General features: G+C 63.6%; 15 protein-coding genes. 14 read left to right on the forward strand and 1 reads right to left on the reverse strand.

Annotated features, from left to right (window positions below; genetic code table 11):
• Window positions 1–21 precede the first annotated feature (21 nt).
• The 14 genes from uppS to P8T11_RS03165 all read left to right on the forward strand — a co-directional run bounded on the left by uppS (window position 22) and on the right by P8T11_RS03165 (window position 13330).
• Window positions 22–786 (forward strand): polyprenyl diphosphate synthase, encoded by a 765-nt coding sequence (gene uppS / locus P8T11_RS03100; protein WP_268078374.1) that lies wholly within the window; start codon window positions 22–24, stop codon window positions 784–786.
• Window positions 787–838: 52 nt separating this feature from the next.
• On the forward strand, window positions 839–1696 hold the full coding sequence (locus P8T11_RS03105) for a phosphatidate cytidylyltransferase (protein WP_268078372.1): 858 nt from the start codon (window positions 839–841) through the stop codon (window positions 1694–1696).
• Window positions 1693–2892, forward strand: a complete 1200-nt coding sequence (locus P8T11_RS03110) for a 1-deoxy-D-xylulose-5-phosphate reductoisomerase (protein WP_268078371.1) — start codon at window positions 1693–1695, stop codon at window positions 2890–2892. Before P8T11_RS03105 ends, P8T11_RS03110 begins: the two co-directional genes overlap by 4 nt.
• A gap of 43 nt (window positions 2893–2935) precedes the next feature.
• On the forward strand, window positions 2936–4267 hold the full coding sequence (rseP, locus tag P8T11_RS03115) for an RIP metalloprotease RseP (RefSeq protein ID WP_268078369.1): 1332 nt from the start codon (window positions 2936–2938) through the stop codon (window positions 4265–4267).
• A 53-nt stretch (window positions 4268–4320) separates the two neighbouring features.
• Window positions 4321–6654 (forward strand): outer membrane protein assembly factor BamA, encoded by a 2334-nt coding sequence (gene bamA / locus P8T11_RS03120; protein ID WP_268078368.1) that lies wholly within the window; start codon window positions 4321–4323, stop codon window positions 6652–6654.
• Window positions 6655–6762: 108 nt separating this feature from the next.
• Entirely contained in the window at window positions 6763–7323 is a 561-nt protein-coding gene (locus tag P8T11_RS03125; RefSeq protein WP_006219105.1) for an OmpH family outer membrane protein, read from the forward strand.
• 17 nt (window positions 7324–7340) lie between these two features.
• On the forward strand, window positions 7341–8438 hold the full coding sequence (gene lpxD / locus P8T11_RS03130) for a UDP-3-O-(3-hydroxymyristoyl)glucosamine N-acyltransferase (protein ID WP_268078366.1): 1098 nt from the start codon (window positions 7341–7343) through the stop codon (window positions 8436–8438).
• Between the two features lie 67 nt (window positions 8439–8505).
• Window positions 8506–8961, forward strand: a complete 456-nt coding sequence (gene fabZ, locus P8T11_RS03135; RefSeq protein ID WP_006219108.1) for a 3-hydroxyacyl-ACP dehydratase FabZ — start codon at window positions 8506–8508, stop codon at window positions 8959–8961.
• A complete protein-coding gene (gene lpxA / locus P8T11_RS03140; protein ID WP_268078365.1) occupies window positions 8962–9756 on the forward strand; it encodes an acyl-ACP--UDP-N-acetylglucosamine O-acyltransferase in 795 nt (264 codons plus the stop codon).
• Entirely contained in the window at window positions 9753–10949 is a 1197-nt protein-coding gene (lpxB, locus tag P8T11_RS03145) for a lipid-A-disaccharide synthase (RefSeq protein ID WP_268078364.1), read from the forward strand. Before lpxA ends, lpxB begins: the two co-directional genes overlap by 4 nt.
• On the forward strand, window positions 10936–11544 hold the full coding sequence (rnhB, locus tag P8T11_RS03150) for a ribonuclease HII (RefSeq protein WP_418910253.1): 609 nt from the start codon (window positions 10936–10938) through the stop codon (window positions 11542–11544). Before lpxB ends, rnhB begins: the two co-directional genes overlap by 14 nt.
• The gene (locus P8T11_RS03155; RefSeq protein ID WP_268078363.1) at window positions 11541–12329 is read left to right on the forward strand and encodes a TrmH family RNA methyltransferase; all 789 of its coding nucleotides are present in this window, start codon (window positions 11541–11543) and stop codon (window positions 12327–12329) included. Before rnhB ends, P8T11_RS03155 begins: the two co-directional genes overlap by 4 nt.
• Window positions 12330–12491: 162 nt before the next feature.
• A complete protein-coding gene (locus P8T11_RS03160; protein ID WP_268078362.1) occupies window positions 12492–12863 on the forward strand; it encodes a hypothetical protein in 372 nt (123 codons plus the stop codon).
• Complete coding sequence (locus P8T11_RS03165) at window positions 12860–13330, forward strand: DUF2846 domain-containing protein (protein ID WP_268078359.1); 471 nt, start codon at window positions 12860–12862, stop codon at window positions 13328–13330. The genes P8T11_RS03160 and P8T11_RS03165 overlap by 4 nt, the downstream gene beginning before the upstream one ends.
• Window positions 13331–13360: 30 nt before the next feature.
• Here the strand turns inward: P8T11_RS03165 and ppsR are convergent, their stop codons facing one another.
• Entirely contained in the window at window positions 13361–14188 is an 828-nt protein-coding gene (ppsR, locus tag P8T11_RS03170) for a posphoenolpyruvate synthetase regulatory kinase/phosphorylase PpsR (protein WP_264616026.1), read from the reverse strand.
• Between the last annotated feature and the right edge of the window lie 70 nt (window positions 14189–14258).

Here is a 14258-nt window from a genome sequence, read left to right on the forward strand (position 1 = left end):
TCCGCGCGCAGTCCCACACCCATGGCAACCAGTTCGACCCAGGCGGTTCCCGATACTCGCGACATACCCGAACACGTCGCCATCATCATGGATGGCAACGGGCGATGGGCTACGCGGCGGCTGCTGCCTCGCACTGCCGGCCATGCCAAGGGTGTGCAGGCCGTGCGCCGCGTGGTCGAGGCCTGCGGGCGTGCCGGGGTGCGTTACCTGACGTTGTTCGCGTTTAGTTCCGAGAACTGGCGCCGGCCCGCCGAAGAGGTCTCGCTGTTGATGCGCCTGTTCGTGCAGGCGCTGGAGCGCGAAATCGGCAAGCTGGACGAGCAGGGCGTGCGCTTGCATGTCATCGGCGACCTGAGCGCCTTCGAACCCCGCTTGCAAGAGCTGATCGTGGCCGCGCAGGCACGCACCGCGCACAACGACCGCCTGCATCTGACAGTTGCCGCCAACTATGGCGGACGCTGGGACATCCTTCAGGCCACCCGCGCGATGCTGGCCGCCGAACCCGAGCTTGCGTCCCACCCCGAGCAAGTCAATGAAGAGCGCCTGGCCCGGCATCTGTCGATGTCCTGGGCGCCCGAACCCGATCTGTTCATCCGTACCGGCGGTGAGCAGCGCATTTCCAATTTCCTGATCTGGCAGATGGCCTACGCGGAGTTCTACTTCACGGACCGCTATTGGCCGGATTTTGGCGCCGCCGAGCTACAAGCGGCTTTTGACTGGTATCGCACCCGCGAACGCCGCTTCGGCCGCACCAGCGCGCAAGTCAGCGAAAGCGGCGCGCAGTAAGCAGACGGCGACAAGCGCGTCTTTCCAGAGCAGCACACGAGGAGACCGTCATATGTTGGGCCAGCGTATCGTTACCGCCGTCATTCTGTTGGCCATTCTGGCCGCCGCGATGATCAGCGCCAACCCCTGGTGGTTCGTCGCCTTGCTGGCCTTGGCCGCCGCCTGCGCCAACTGGGAATGGCTGCGCCTGACGCTGCCCCAGCCTCCGTCCCCCCTGATTTCCATCGGCGTCGCCGTGCTGCTGTTCGGCGGCATGCTGGCGCTGGCCTCGGCCTGGCTTGCCGGTGGCGGCGTGGGTTGGCGCGATCCGGCCTGGGTGATGCGCTATGTGGTGCCCGCTGTCGCCGCCGTCTGGCTGTTCGGCGGTGTTACCGCCGTGGTTCGCGGCCGTTCCGATGCGCCACCGGCCAGCCTGGGCTGGTCTGTCTTTTCCGTACCCGCCGCCTTGGCCGCCTGGGCCGTACTGGCGCAGATGTTCGTCGCGCGCGGCGCGGGCTTTGTGGTGTCGCTGCTGGCACTGGTCTGGGTGGCTGATATTGCCGCATATTTCGCTGGCCGCGCCTTCGGCAAGCGTAAGCTTGCCCCTAGGGTCAGCCCGGGCAAGACCATCGAAGGGGCCATTGCCGGGGTGCTTGGCGCGGTGGTCTGGATCGGGCTGTCCAGCCTGTGGGCCGGCTCGTTCGGCCACGCGCTGGTGGAACGCTGGAGCTTCTGGCTGGCCCTGCCGATTGCCGCGCTGCTGGGCGTGGTGTCCATCGTGGGCGACCTTTTTGAATCGCTGCTCAAGCGCCGCGCGGGCCGCAAGGATTCCAGCACGCTGTTGCCTGGCCATGGCGGGGTGTATGACCGAATCGACGCGATTCTTCCGGTCGCGCCGTTTGCGTTAATTTTGTCTGGAGTGCTGTTTTGACGGTTTTTCAACGCGTCGTCGTGCTCGGGTCGACCGGATCGATCGGTGAAAGCACGCTGGATGTGATTGCCCGCCACCCTGAGCGCCTGGGGGTTTATGCGCTGTCCGCCCACAGCCGGATGGAGCGTCTGGCCGAGCAGGCCCTGGCCAGCCGCGCGGCCGTCGTGGTGGTGCCTGATACGGCTGCCCGCAAGCGATTCATTGCCGCCTGGACGGGCGCGCAGCCCATGCCCGACATCCGGGTGGGCGCGCAGGCGCTGGCCGACACGGCGGCGGACCCGCAGTGCGATTCGGTCATGGCGGCCATCGTGGGGGCGGCCGGTTTGCCCGCCGCGCTTGCTGCCGCCCGTAGTGGCAAGCGGGTGTTGCTGGCCAACAAGGAAGCGCTGGTCGCCGCGGGCTCGCTTTTCATGCGGGCCGTGCGCGACAACGGCGCGGAACTGCTGCCGATCGATAGCGAACACAATGCCATTTTCCAGTGTCTGCCCCACGGCGGGCGAGCCCAGGCGCCCGATGCGCCCGCGCCCGGCGTACGCCGCCTGTTGCTGACGGCCTCCGGCGGCCCGTTCCGGGGTCGCGATCTTGAAGACCTGCACGATGTGACGCCCGCCCAAGCCTGCGCCCATCCGAACTGGAGCATGGGGCGCAAGATCTCGGTGGACTCGGCGACCATGCTCAACAAGGGGCTGGAAGTCATCGAAGCGCATTGGCTGTTCGCCATGCCCGCTGACCGGATCGAAGTAGTGGTGCACCCGCAAAGCGTCGTGCATTCCATGGTCGAGTACGACGATGGCTCCGTGCTGGCGCAGTTGGGTCAGCCCGACATGCGGACCCCCATTGCCTACGGGCTAGGCTTTCCTGAACGTCTGGAAAGCGGCGTCGGGCCGCTGGACCTGACCCGCCTGGGTCGCCTGGATTTCGAAAAGCCTGATCTGGCCCGTTTTCCTTGCCTGGCCCTGTCCTTTGACGCCTTGCGGGCCGGGCAGGGCGCCTGCGTGGCGCTCAACGCCGCCAACGAAGTCGCCGTTGCCGCATTCTTGGACGGCCGCCTTCCCTACACCTGGATCGCGCGCGTGATCGAAGCCACCCTGGAGTGGCAGGCAGGGCAAGCATCTGTTACGCTCAACAGTCTTGACGAAGTGCTGGCGCTGGACGCCGATGCGCGCACCTTCGCAGGTAACCTTGGGCTGGCCTGACGGCTGGCCCCGCTTGCTTCTGATTCCCTAGATCCCGATCCCCATGCTTTTCACCCTGCTGGCCTTTGCGGTAGCGCTTGGCTCACTGATCACCTTCCATGAGCTGGGACACTATTGGGTGGCCCGTCTGTGCGGCGTGAAAGTGCTGCGCTTCTCGTTGGGGTTCGGCAAGGTCATCCTGCGCCGCACGGACAAGCACGGCACCGAATGGGCCGTGTCCGCCTTGCCACTGGGCGGCTACGTCAAGATGCAGGACGACGCGCCCGCCGGCGCCACGCCGGCCGAAGCCGCCAGCGCGTTCAACAACAAGCCGGTCGGCCAGCGCATCGCCATCGTCGCGGCCGGCCCGCTATTCAATCTGATCCTTGCGGTAGTCCTGTATGCCGGGCTGAATCTGGCCGGCACGGACGAACCGCAGGCCATCATCGCCCAACCCACGGCGGAATCGCCCGCCGCGCAGGCCGGCCTGCTGGCCGGCGACCGCATTCTTGCCATTGATGGGCAAGAGGTGGCGTCGTGGTCGGATGCGCGTTGGCGCCTGATGGACGTCCTGTCCACCGGCGGCCGCGCGCTGGTCGAAGTCAGCACGCCGTCGGGCTCGGTCCAGCAACGTGAACTGAACTTGCAGCCCAACGCCATGGATCCTTCCGCTGGCGATCCGCTTGCCGCCGCCGGTATCCGCCTGGCTCAGCCCAAGCCGGGCGTGCGCGCCGTCAACGACGGTGGCGAAGGCCAGGCCGCTGGCCTGCGCACGGGCGACACCATCGTCGCCATCAACGGCCAAGCCACGCCGGAAACGGGCTCGGTCATCAAGCAGATCCAGCAAAGCGCCGGCCAGACGCTGACGCTGACGCTGCTGCGCGATGGCGCCAATATTTCGCTGAATGTCACGCCGCGTCCCGAAATGGTGAACGGCCAGGAAATCGGCCGGCTTGGCGTCCAGCTGGGTGGTGACGTGCCGATGGTGACGGTGCGCTATGGCCTGTTCGAAAGTGTATGGCTGGGTGCGGTCCGCACGTGGGATACGGCCTGGTTTTCGCTGCGCATGATGGGTCGCATGGTCACGGGTGATGTCTCGTGGCGCAACATCAGCGGCCCGGTCACCATTGCGGACTATGCCGGGCAGACCGCCAGAATCGGCATTGTTGCGTATATCGCCTATATTGCGTTGATCAGTATCAGCCTGGGCGTATTAAATTTGCTTCCCATTCCTATGCTGGATGGTGGCCATCTGCTGTACTATCTCGTCGAAATTGTGCGGGGTAGCCCGCCGCCTGCGAGGTGGATCGATATTGGACAGCGCGCCGGCATAGGTTTATTGGCAGGCCTTATGGGGCTTGCGCTGTTTAACGATTTCACGCGGTTATTTACCTAATCGCGATTTAGCATAAAATCCCCCGCCATTTGCACGACCGAGGATAGTCAAGGATGTCTTTTCGCCGGATGTTTCATCACAAAAAGGGTGTACTGCCGGGTCTGATCGCCGCATTAATGCTGCCGGCCATGGCCCAAGCCTTCGACCCTTTTGTCGTGCGGGATATCCGCGTAGAAGGAATTCAACGGACTGACGCCGGCACCGTCTTCGGTTATCTCCCTGTGAAAGTGGGCGAGAAATTCACCGAAGAAGAAGCCACCGAGGCCATCCGCCGCCTGTACGGCACGGGCTTTTTCACCGACGTGCAGATCCAGACGGACAACAACGTTGTTGTGGTCGTGGTGCAGGAACGGCCGACCATCGCCTCCGTCAATTTCAACGGCATGCGCGAATTCGACTCCAAGGCGATCACCACGTCGCTGGGGCAGGTCGGCTTCGCCGAAGGCCGCATCTTCGACCGCTCCATGCTCGAGCGCGCGGAATACGAACTGAAGCAGCAATACCTGTCCAAGGGCAAGTACGGCGTTGAAGTCACGTCCACCGTGACGCCGCTGCCGCGCAACCGCGTTGGCGTGAGCTTCGACGTGTTCGAAGGCGATGTCGCCCGCATCCAGGAAATCCGTTTCGTGGGCAACAAGGCTTTCTCGGAAAGCGATCTGCTTGACGAATTCAAGCTGACCACGCCGGGCTGGCTGACCTGGTACACCGATACCGACAAGTATTCCCGCGAAAAGCTCGAAGGCGATCTTGAACGCCTGCGTTCGTTCTACCTGGATCAGGGTTATCTTGAGTTCTCGGTTGAGCCTCCCCAGGTCACTATTTCGCCCGACCGCAAAGACATCCGCATCACCATCACCGTCCACGAAGGCGAACCCTACAAGGTGCGCAGCGTGAAGCTGGCGGGCAACCTGCTGGGCCTGGACAAGGAAATCAACGCGCTGTTGCAGGTCAAGCCTGACGAGACCTTCTCGGCGGCCAAGGCCAACGATTCCGCCAAGGCCATTACCGATTACCTGGGCGAACTGGGCTACGCGTTTGCCAACGTCAACCCCAACCCGCAACTGGACCGCGCCAAGCACGAAGCCGACCTGACGTTCTACGTCGATCCAAGCCGCCGTGTTTACGTGCGCCGCATCCAGATCGGCGGCAACACCCGCACGCGCGATGAAGTCGTGCGCCGCGAAATGCGCCAGCAGGAAGCCGCCTGGTACGACGCCAAAGACATCAAGACCTCGCGCGACCGTGTCGACCGCCTGGGCTATTTCAGCGACGTCAACGTCAAGACCGATCCGGTTCCGGGCTCGCCCGACCAGGTCGACGTGAACGTCGACGTGAAAGAAAAGCCCACCGGCATGATCAACCTGGGCGTGGGCTATGGCTCGTCTGAAAAGGCGATTCTGTCGGCTGGTATCAGCGAAGACAACGTATTCGGCAGCGGCACCAACCTGACGCTGCAGTTGAACACCAGCAAGACCAACCGCGCGATCGTGCTGTCGCACACCGATCCGTACTGGACCAAGGACGGCATCAGCCGCACCACGTCCGCGTACTACCGCGTGACCGAGCCCTGGAACAACAACGACGGTGACTACCGCGTCAAGGCCATCGGCCTGGGCATGAACTTCGGTATTCCGATTTCCGAATACGACCGGATCTTCCTGGGCGCGAACTTCGAGCACAACCAGATCGACCTGTTCACGAATTCGCCGCAGGCCTACAAGGACTTCGTGGGGCAGTACGGCGATTCGACCAACTCGGTCATCTTCAGCACCGGCTGGTCCAAGGACACGCGAGACAGCGCCCTGGCACCCACCAGCGGTTCGTACACGCGCCTGAAGGCCGACGTGTCCACGGTGGACCTGCAATACACCATGCTGACGGGTCAGCAGCAGTACTTCCTGCCGCTGGGCGGCTCCTATACGCTGGCCTTGAACGGCATGGTGGATTGGGGCCGCAGCTACGGCAGCAAGGATTACCCGGTTATCAAGAACGTCTATGCCGGCGGTATCGGCACCGTTCGCGGCTACGAAGGCTCGTCGCTGGGTCCGCGCGATACGCTCACGGGCGATTACCTGGGTGGCACGCGCCGTATCGTCGCCAATGCCCAGCTGTATCTGCCGTTCCCGGGCGCCACCAAGGACCGCACGCTGCGTTGGTTCATCTTCAGCGACGCGGGCCAGGTTGCTGCCGGCAGTGGTCTGAGCTGCACGCGCGGCCGCGACAACACCGAGGTCGAAGATCCTTGCGGCTGGCGTTTCTCGGCCGGTATCGGCCTGTCGTGGCAGTCGCCGATGGGGCCGTTGCAGTTGTCTTACGCCCGTCCGCTCAACTCCAAGCAGGGCGACGACAAGCAAAGCTTCCAGTTCCAGATCGGAACCGGATTCTAAGCGCGCCGTTACGCTTGAAAACAAGGGAGGGGCCCCGTGGGCCGGCTCCCTTGCTGTTTAGTGGCACAATACACACTTTGGCTTTGCCTTACGGAAGGTGAGATTTTCATGATGTCTGATTTCGCACTTAAATCATCGAATACGCCGCGCGCCAAGCGCCGTGGCAAGCTGGGCGGCTCCATTGCCCTGGTGGGTGCGCTCATTCTCGGTTCGGCTGCTGCGATTCCCGCGCAGGCTCAAAACACCAAGATCGGCTTCGTCAACACTGAACGGATTCTGCGTGAATCGGGTCCGGCCAAGACGGCGCAAAGCAAGATCGAAGCCGAATTCAAGAAGCGCGACGACGAACTCCAGCGCCTGAACAACAGCCTGCGTTCGCAAGCCGAGAAGTTCGACAAGGACGCGCCGGTTCTGTCGGAGTCGGATCGTGTGAAGCGCCAGCGCGAGTTGTCCAATCTGGATACCGACCTGCAACGCAAGCGTCGTGAATTCCAGGAAGACTTCAACCGCCGCCGCAATGAAGAATTCTCGGGCATCGTGACGAAGGCCAACGAGGCCATCAAGCGCATCGCCGAGCAAGAAAACTACGACCTGATCATTCAGGACGCCGTGACGGTCAACCCGCGCATCGACATCACCGACAAGGTGATTCAGAGCCTGGGCAAGTAAGCAGTACCCGTCGCACCATGCCGGTTTTACTGGATCTTGCTCGCGCGCCGACCCTTGAAGCACTGTTGAGCGCCGCCAATACCCAGGGTATGGACTGGCGCGTCAGCGCGCCTCCCGGCGTAGAACCCTTCAAGGTCCGCGGTATCGGGACCTTGTCTTCCGCAGGTAGCCAGGAAATCACCTTCCTGGCCAACCCGCGCTACCAGAGCCTGCTTGGGTCCACCCAGGCGGGGGCGGTCATCGTCTCGGCTGACGTGGCCGAAGCGCTGGAAGCCGACGGCGCCAATCGGCCGCCCTTTGCGCTGGTGGTCTGCAAGCACCCCTATCTGCTTTACGCCCGCGTGGCGCAATGGTTCGACGCCGCGCGTCGGCCGGCGCTGCCGGGGTCCACGCATCCTTCCGCCGTCGTTGCGCCTGATGCCGTCCTCGAAGAGGGCGTGCGTATTGGCCCTAATTGCGTGGTGGAAGCGGGTGCGCGCATCGGTCGAGACACCATACTTGGGCCAGGCTGCGTCGTGGGGGTGGGTTCATCCATCGGCGCGGGCAGCCGCCTGCACGCACACGTCACCCTTTACGAAGGGGTGAAAGTGGGCGAACGGGCCATCATCCACAGTGGCGCCGTGTTGGGCGCGGACGGTTTCGGCTTTGCGCCGGACCCGACGCTGGGGCAGGGCGCCTGGGGCAAGATCCCTCAATTGGGCGGCGTGTCCATAGGCAACGATGTCGAAATCGGGGCCAATACCACCATCGACCGGGGGGCCCTGGACGACACCGTGGTGTCGGACGGCGTCAAGCTGGACAATCAGATCATGGTGGCGCACAACGTGCGCATCGGTGCCCACACCGCGGTGGCGGCATGTGTTGGCATTGCTGGGTCCACGACCATCGGCGAACGTTGCACCATCGGCGGCGCCGCGATGCTGTCCGGCCATTTGACCTTGGGCGACGACGTGCACATTTCAGGTGGCACGGCGGTTACCTCCAGTATTAACAAGCCTGGCCGCTATACGGGCGTGTTCCCGTATGCCGAGCATGGCGACTGGCAGCGCAACGCCGCCGTGATACAACAGTTGGCGCAACTGCGCCGCCGCGTGCGCACGCTGGAAAAAGATTAAGAGGCGCGATTGCCGCCTTGGCGTGCACGCGCCAAAATAATTTCATCTCGCAGGAAAGCATAGAAAAATGGAACTCGACATCAAGGGGATCATGGAGAGGTTGCCGCATCGTTATCCGATGCTGCTGATTGATCGCGTCGTTGAAATGGTGCCCGGCAAATCTATCGTGGCCATCAAGAATGTCTCGATCAATGAACCGTTTTTCAACGGCCACTTTCCCCACCATCCGGTGATGCCGGGCGTGCTCATCGTGGAAGCCATGGCCCAGGCCTCGGCGCTGTTCTCGTTTACCGACGAAAACGGCGGGCTGAAGTGCGATAGCTCCAAGACCGCCTACTACCTCGTCGGTGTCGATGGCGCGCGCTTCCGCCGCCCCGTGGTGCCCGGCGATCAACTGCGCATTGAAGTCGAAGCCGAACGCCTGAGCCGCAGCATCTGTAAGTACGCTGCGCGCGCGACGGTTGACGGACAAGAAGTGGCGTCCGCCAAGCTGATGTGCGCGATTCGTAGCCTGGAAGAGTAAATGGCAGGAAACATCCACCCTACCGCGGTCGTTGACCCGGCCGCGAAAATCGACCCGAGCGCCGTGATCGGCCCGTTCGCCGTGGTGGGGCCAGACGTCACCATCGGCGCGGGGACCGAAATTGGTCCGTACTGCATGGTTGATGGCGTGACCACCATCGGGCGCGACAATCGCTTCTATCGCTACTGCTCTATCGGCGGCATGCCGCAAGACAAGAAGTACGCGGGCGAAAAAACGCGCTTGACGATCGGCGACCGCAACACCGTGCGCGAATTTGTCACGCTGAACACTGGCACCGTCCAGGATGGCGGCGAAACCACGCTGGGCAGCGACAACTGGATCATGGCGTATGTGCACGTTGCACATGACTGCCACGTGGGCAGCCACACGATCTTGGCCAACTCGGTGCAGTTGGGCGGACACGTGCATGTGGGCGATTGGGCCATCATCGGCGGACTGACCGGCGTGCATCAGTTCGCCCGGGTGGGTGCGCACACGATGACGGGCGGCAACAGCTCGCTCATGCAGGATTCGCCGCCTTTCGTGCTGGCAGCCGGCAACCCGTGCCGCCCCGTCGGCATCAACGTCGAAGGCCTGAAGCGCCGCGGCTTTACGCCCGTGATGGTGTCGGCGCTGCGCGAAGCCTACAAAATCATCTACCGCCGTGGCTTGCCCTTGGACGCCGCGCGCGCCGAGATCCTTAAGCGCCAGCAGGAAACTCCGGAAGCCGCCGAGCATCTGCAAACGATGCTTGATTTTCTGGACGTCGCATCGCGCGGCATCATTCGTCCATGAACACGCGGATCGGCATGGTGGCCGGCGAGCCTTCGGGCGACTTGCTGGCCGGTCGTATCATTGCCGGTCTGCAAGCGCGCGACGCTGGCGTGCGCTGCGAAGGCATAGGCGGGCCGCAAATGCAGGCGCGCGAATTCGATACCTGGCATCCCATGCATGCGCTGACCGTGTTCGGCTACGTCGATGCACTCAAGCGCCTGCCCAGCTTGCTTTCCACCTATCGCGACGTCAAACGCCGCTGGCTGGCCGAGCCGCCCAAGGTGTTCGTGGGCATCGACGCGCCTGATTTCAATTTGCGGCTGGAACATCAACTGCGCCTGGCAGGTACGCCCACGGTGCATTTCGTGGGGCCGTCCATCTGGGCGTGGCGCTATGAACGCATTCATAAGATCCGCGAATCGGTGTCGCACATGCTGGTGCTGTTCCCGTTCGAGGAAGAGATCTACCGGAAAGAAAACATTCCGGTGACGTATGTGGGCCATCCGCTGGCCGGCGCCATTCCCATGCAGCCGGACCGCGCCGCCGCGCGCGCAAGCCTCGGCATCGATCCGAACGCGCGCGTGCTGGCCATCTTGCCGGGTAGCCGTTCGTCCGAGATCCGCCTGCTGGCGCCGCGCTTTCTGCAAGCGGCGCAATTGCTGCTGAAAAAAGATCCCGCTTTGCAGTGCGTCGTGCCCATGGTCAACGACCAGCGGCGCGCCGAATTCCAGGCGATTCTGGCCGAGCACCCGGTGCCCGGCCTGCGCTGCATCACCGCTGACGATCTGCATGGTGCCGGTGGCGACCGCAAGGCCCCGGTGGCCTGGTCGGTCATGGAAGCCGCCAACGCGGTGCTGGTGGCCAGCGGTACCGCCACGCTGGAAACGGCGCTGTACAAGCGCCCCATGGTGATTTCCTACGTCTTGTCGCCGTGGATGCGCCGCATCATGACCTGGAAGTCGGGGCAGCAACGGCCGTATCTGCCGTGGGTGGGCCTGCCCAACGTGCTGTTGCGCGACTTCGCCGTGCCCGAATTGCTGCAAGACGACGCCACGCCCGAAAAGCTGGCCGAGGCGACATGGGCGTCCTTGACCGATGATGCGCTGATTGCCCGCGTTGAGGCCCGCTTTACCGCCATGCACCAGGAATTGCTGCGCGACACGCCAGCCCTGGCTGCCCAGGCGATCCTGGAGGTGGCGGGTGGAGCAGCCTGACCTGTTCGCGGCCCCGGTGCAGCCCGCCATGGTCACGGCCGGCGTCGACGAGGCGGGCCGCGGCCCGTTGGCGGGCGCCGTCTACGCGGCGGCGGTAATCTTGAACCCCGCGCGGCCCATTGACGGGCTGGCGGACTCCAAGGTGCTGAAGGCCGCCACCCGAGAAGCCCTGGCGCTTGAAATCCAGGAATACGCCTTGGCCTGGTGCGTCGCCAGCGCCAGCGTAGAAGAGATCGACACCCTGAATATTCTGCGCGCCACCATGCTGGCGATGCAGCGGGCAGTGCAGGGGCTGTCCATCCCGGCGCAGCTTGCACTGGTGGACGGCAACCAGGCGCCCAAGCTGGGTTGCACGGTGCAGACCGTCATCAAGGGCGATGCGCTGGTGCCCGCCATTTCCGCGGCGTCGATCCTGGCGAAGACGGCGCGCGATGCCGATCTGCTGCGCCTACATAGTCTGTATCCCCAATATGCGTTCGACCAGCACAAGGGCTACGGCACGGCGCTGCACCTGCAGATGCTGCGCGAACATGGTCCCTGCGCCGAACATCGGCGCAGTTTCGCGCCCATCAAGGCATTCAGCCTGGCGTCATGAAGCACATCAGTTCCCGTGAGAACCCCGCGGTCAAGGCTCTGGCCAAGCTGGCTGGCACGGCTGGCAAGCGCGGCGCGCCCGTCCTGCTTGATGGCGTGCACCTGTGCCAAGCCTGGTTGCAGCACCATGGCGCGCCCTATCAGGCCGTCTTTGACGTTGATCGCCTGTCGCAACCCGACATTGCCGCGCTTGCGGCCGCCGTGCCTGATGAACGATGCCTGGCCCTGGACGCCCGGCTGATGCAGTCCTTGGCCAGCGTGGAAAGCGGGCAGGGGGTGGCGTTCCTGGTCACGCCGCCCGTCCTGGACATGCCGGCCACCGTGGAAGAAAACTGCGTGCTGTTCGATCGTATCCAGGACCCCGGCAACGTCGGCACCTTGTTGCGCACTTGTGCCGCCGCCGGTGTGAAGCGCGTGTTCCTGGCAACCGGCACGGCCGCCGCCTGGTCACCGAAAGTCTTGCGCAGCGGGCAGGGCGCCCATTTTTCGCTGGCGATCCACGAGCACGTTGATCTGACGGATCTGCTGGCGCGGTTGCGGCTGCCCTTGGTGGCCACAGCCCTGGACGGCGCGCAAAACCTGTATTCAGGAAGCCTGCCGCAACGGTGTGCATGGGTCTTCGGGCATGAAGGCCAAGGCGTGGCGCCGGCATTGCTGGCCGCGGCCAGCCTCAAGGTCTGCATCCCGCATGACATGGACGCGGTCGAGTCGCTGAATGTCGGCGCGGCCGCGGCGATTTGCCTGTTCGAGCAGCGCCGTCAGGCGTTGGCCGCGCCAGCCCGCTGACAAGGCGCAAACCGCACCGCCGTAGCGGAAGCTGTCGCGATGCGGCACGTTTTGTAAAAGTCTGTCGTACTCATATACTTCACGCTTTGCAAATCCGAGGTGGCTATGGCGTCATCGCAGTTTCATAGATTTCATGCGCGTTTTGCACGCGGGGCGCAGGGCTTGCTGCTGGCGTCTTGCGTGGTCGCGCTGGTGGGATGCATGTCGGTCAGCACGCAGAAGATCGGCATGGTCCCGGTGGCGGCGGCAGACCCCGTCTACACCATTCAACTGTCCAGGCTGGTCATCGCGTCGTTGCCGAACGAAAGCAGCGTAACGCTGCGGGCAGGCTCGCAATGGCGTCGCGTGGGCGCCTTGCCGCAGGGCGACGTCTACCGCGCCCAGGACGGCCTGTTCACGATTCAAACCCGGCGTCAGGGTGAGGCCTATCTGGTTGCCTCGTCGGGTCGGCTGCTCGGTTTTTACTTGCCGGGCGAAAGCGCGTATATGCCGCTTACCCGTCCTGTCACATTGCCCGTGGAGATGCGTCAATGAAATCGTGGTTCAAAGGCTTGGCGGCAGCCGCCATCGTGACCGTGCTGGCGGGTTGCGCCGGGGGCAAGTATGAAGCGCTGCAAGGCAGCATTCCGCCCATTGCCCAGGGTAATGGCCGCATCTATTTCTATCAGCCGCAGCCGACCAATCTGGCAGCCGCGCAGCAGAAGATGCGCGTCAATGGCGAAGTGGTCGGACGCAATAAGCCCGGCGCCTTCTTCTTTGTTGACCGGCCTGCCGGCAGCTATGTCGTCACCAACCTGTACTGGACCGGCGACGGCGTGAGCTTCATGCTGGATCCCGGCCAGACGCGCTATATCCGCGTCATGGCCGAGGTGTATGGCGCCACGGGGGCCGTGGGCAATTTGTCGATGCATCTGGTTGATCCGCCGGAATTGGCAGAAAACGAAATGCGCGGCTTGCGCTATTGGGGGGCCGCGAGCCCCGAGCGGGTGCCAGGCCTGTAAGGCTACGAGCGGGCAACCCGCTCAACCCGCTCAACCCCGATCCAGCCCCACTTCCTGCAGCACCGTCGTGGCGATCTCTTCGATCGACTTGGTGGTGCTGGACAGCCACGAAATGCCCTCGCGGCGCATCATGCGTTCGGCTTCGGCCACTTCGTAGCGGCACTGCTCTAGCTGCGCATAGCGGCTGTTGGGACGGCGTTCGTTACGCACTTCCGCCAGGCGTTCGGGCTGGATGGACAGCCCGAACAGCTTGCCGCGGTGCGGGGCGATGGTCGAGGGCAGGGTGCCGCGCTCGAAGTCATCGGGCGTCAGCGGGAAATTGGCCGCCTTGATGGCGTACTGCATGGCCAGGTACAGGCTGGTGGGCGTCTTGCCGCAGCGGGACACACCCACCAGAATGACGTCGGCCTGGTCCAGTTGATTGACGAACTGGCCGTCGTCATGCGCCAGGCTGAAGTTGATGGCGTCGATCCGGTTGCGGTATTTTTCCGAGTTGGCCTGCATGTGCGAGCGGCCGATGGAATGGCTGGACTTCAAGCCCAGCGCCTGTTCGATGTGGCTGACAAAGGTACCAAACAGGTCCATGAAGATGCCGTTCGCCTGGCGAACGCGCGCCAGGATCTCGGGGTTGACCAAGGTGCTGAACACAATGGGCGGCACGCCAGCTTCAAGCGCGCTGCGGTCGATGCGCATGGCGACCTCGGCCGCCTTCTCCAGCGTGTCGACAAAAGGCAGCCGGATGGGCTTGAATTCCACCTCTTCGAACTGGGACAGCACCGACTGGCTGAAGGTCTCGGCGGTGATGCCCGTGCTGTCGGAAACGATGTATACCGTGCGTGCGATCGGGGTAGATGTCATGTGTAAAAAATTCCAACCAGTCAGATAGCCGAGGGTACTCCACCGAGTACAATCAGGCCCCTATAAGTCA

This window comes from Achromobacter spanius, assembly GCF_029637605.1.
Classification (GTDB): domain Bacteria; phylum Pseudomonadota; class Gammaproteobacteria; order Burkholderiales; family Burkholderiaceae_B; genus Achromobacter; species Achromobacter spanius_E.

Excerpts from the sequence above, each read along its gene's own strand:
- uppS (WP_268078374.1), top strand. The coding sequence starts at position 22 with ATGGCAACCAGTTCGACCCAGGCGGTTCCCGATACTCGCGACATACCC.
- P8T11_RS03155 (WP_268078363.1), top strand. The coding sequence starts at position 11,541 with ATGAAGCACATCAGTTCCCGTGAGAACCCCGCGGTCAAGGCTCTGGCC.
- P8T11_RS03105 (WP_268078372.1), top strand. The coding sequence starts at position 839 with ATGTTGGGCCAGCGTATCGTTACCGCCGTCATTCTGTTGGCCATTCTG.
- P8T11_RS03125 (WP_006219105.1), top strand. The coding sequence starts at position 6,763 with ATGATGTCTGATTTCGCACTTAAATCATCGAATACGCCGCGCGCCAAG.
- rseP (WP_268078369.1), top strand. The coding sequence starts at position 2,936 with ATGCTTTTCACCCTGCTGGCCTTTGCGGTAGCGCTTGGCTCACTGATC.
- lpxA (WP_268078365.1), top strand. The coding sequence starts at position 8,962 with ATGGCAGGAAACATCCACCCTACCGCGGTCGTTGACCCGGCCGCGAAA.
- fabZ (WP_006219108.1), top strand. The coding sequence starts at position 8,506 with ATGGAACTCGACATCAAGGGGATCATGGAGAGGTTGCCGCATCGTTAT.
- lpxB (WP_268078364.1), top strand. The coding sequence starts at position 9,753 with ATGAACACGCGGATCGGCATGGTGGCCGGCGAGCCTTCGGGCGACTTG.
- ppsR (WP_264616026.1), bottom strand. The coding sequence starts at position 14,188 with ATGACATCTACCCCGATCGCACGCACGGTATACATCGTTTCCGACAGC.
- lpxD (WP_268078366.1), top strand. The coding sequence starts at position 7,341 with ATGCCGGTTTTACTGGATCTTGCTCGCGCGCCGACCCTTGAAGCACTG.
- P8T11_RS03165 (WP_268078359.1), top strand. The coding sequence starts at position 12,860 with ATGAAATCGTGGTTCAAAGGCTTGGCGGCAGCCGCCATCGTGACCGTG.
- bamA (WP_268078368.1), top strand. The coding sequence starts at position 4,321 with ATGTCTTTTCGCCGGATGTTTCATCACAAAAAGGGTGTACTGCCGGGT.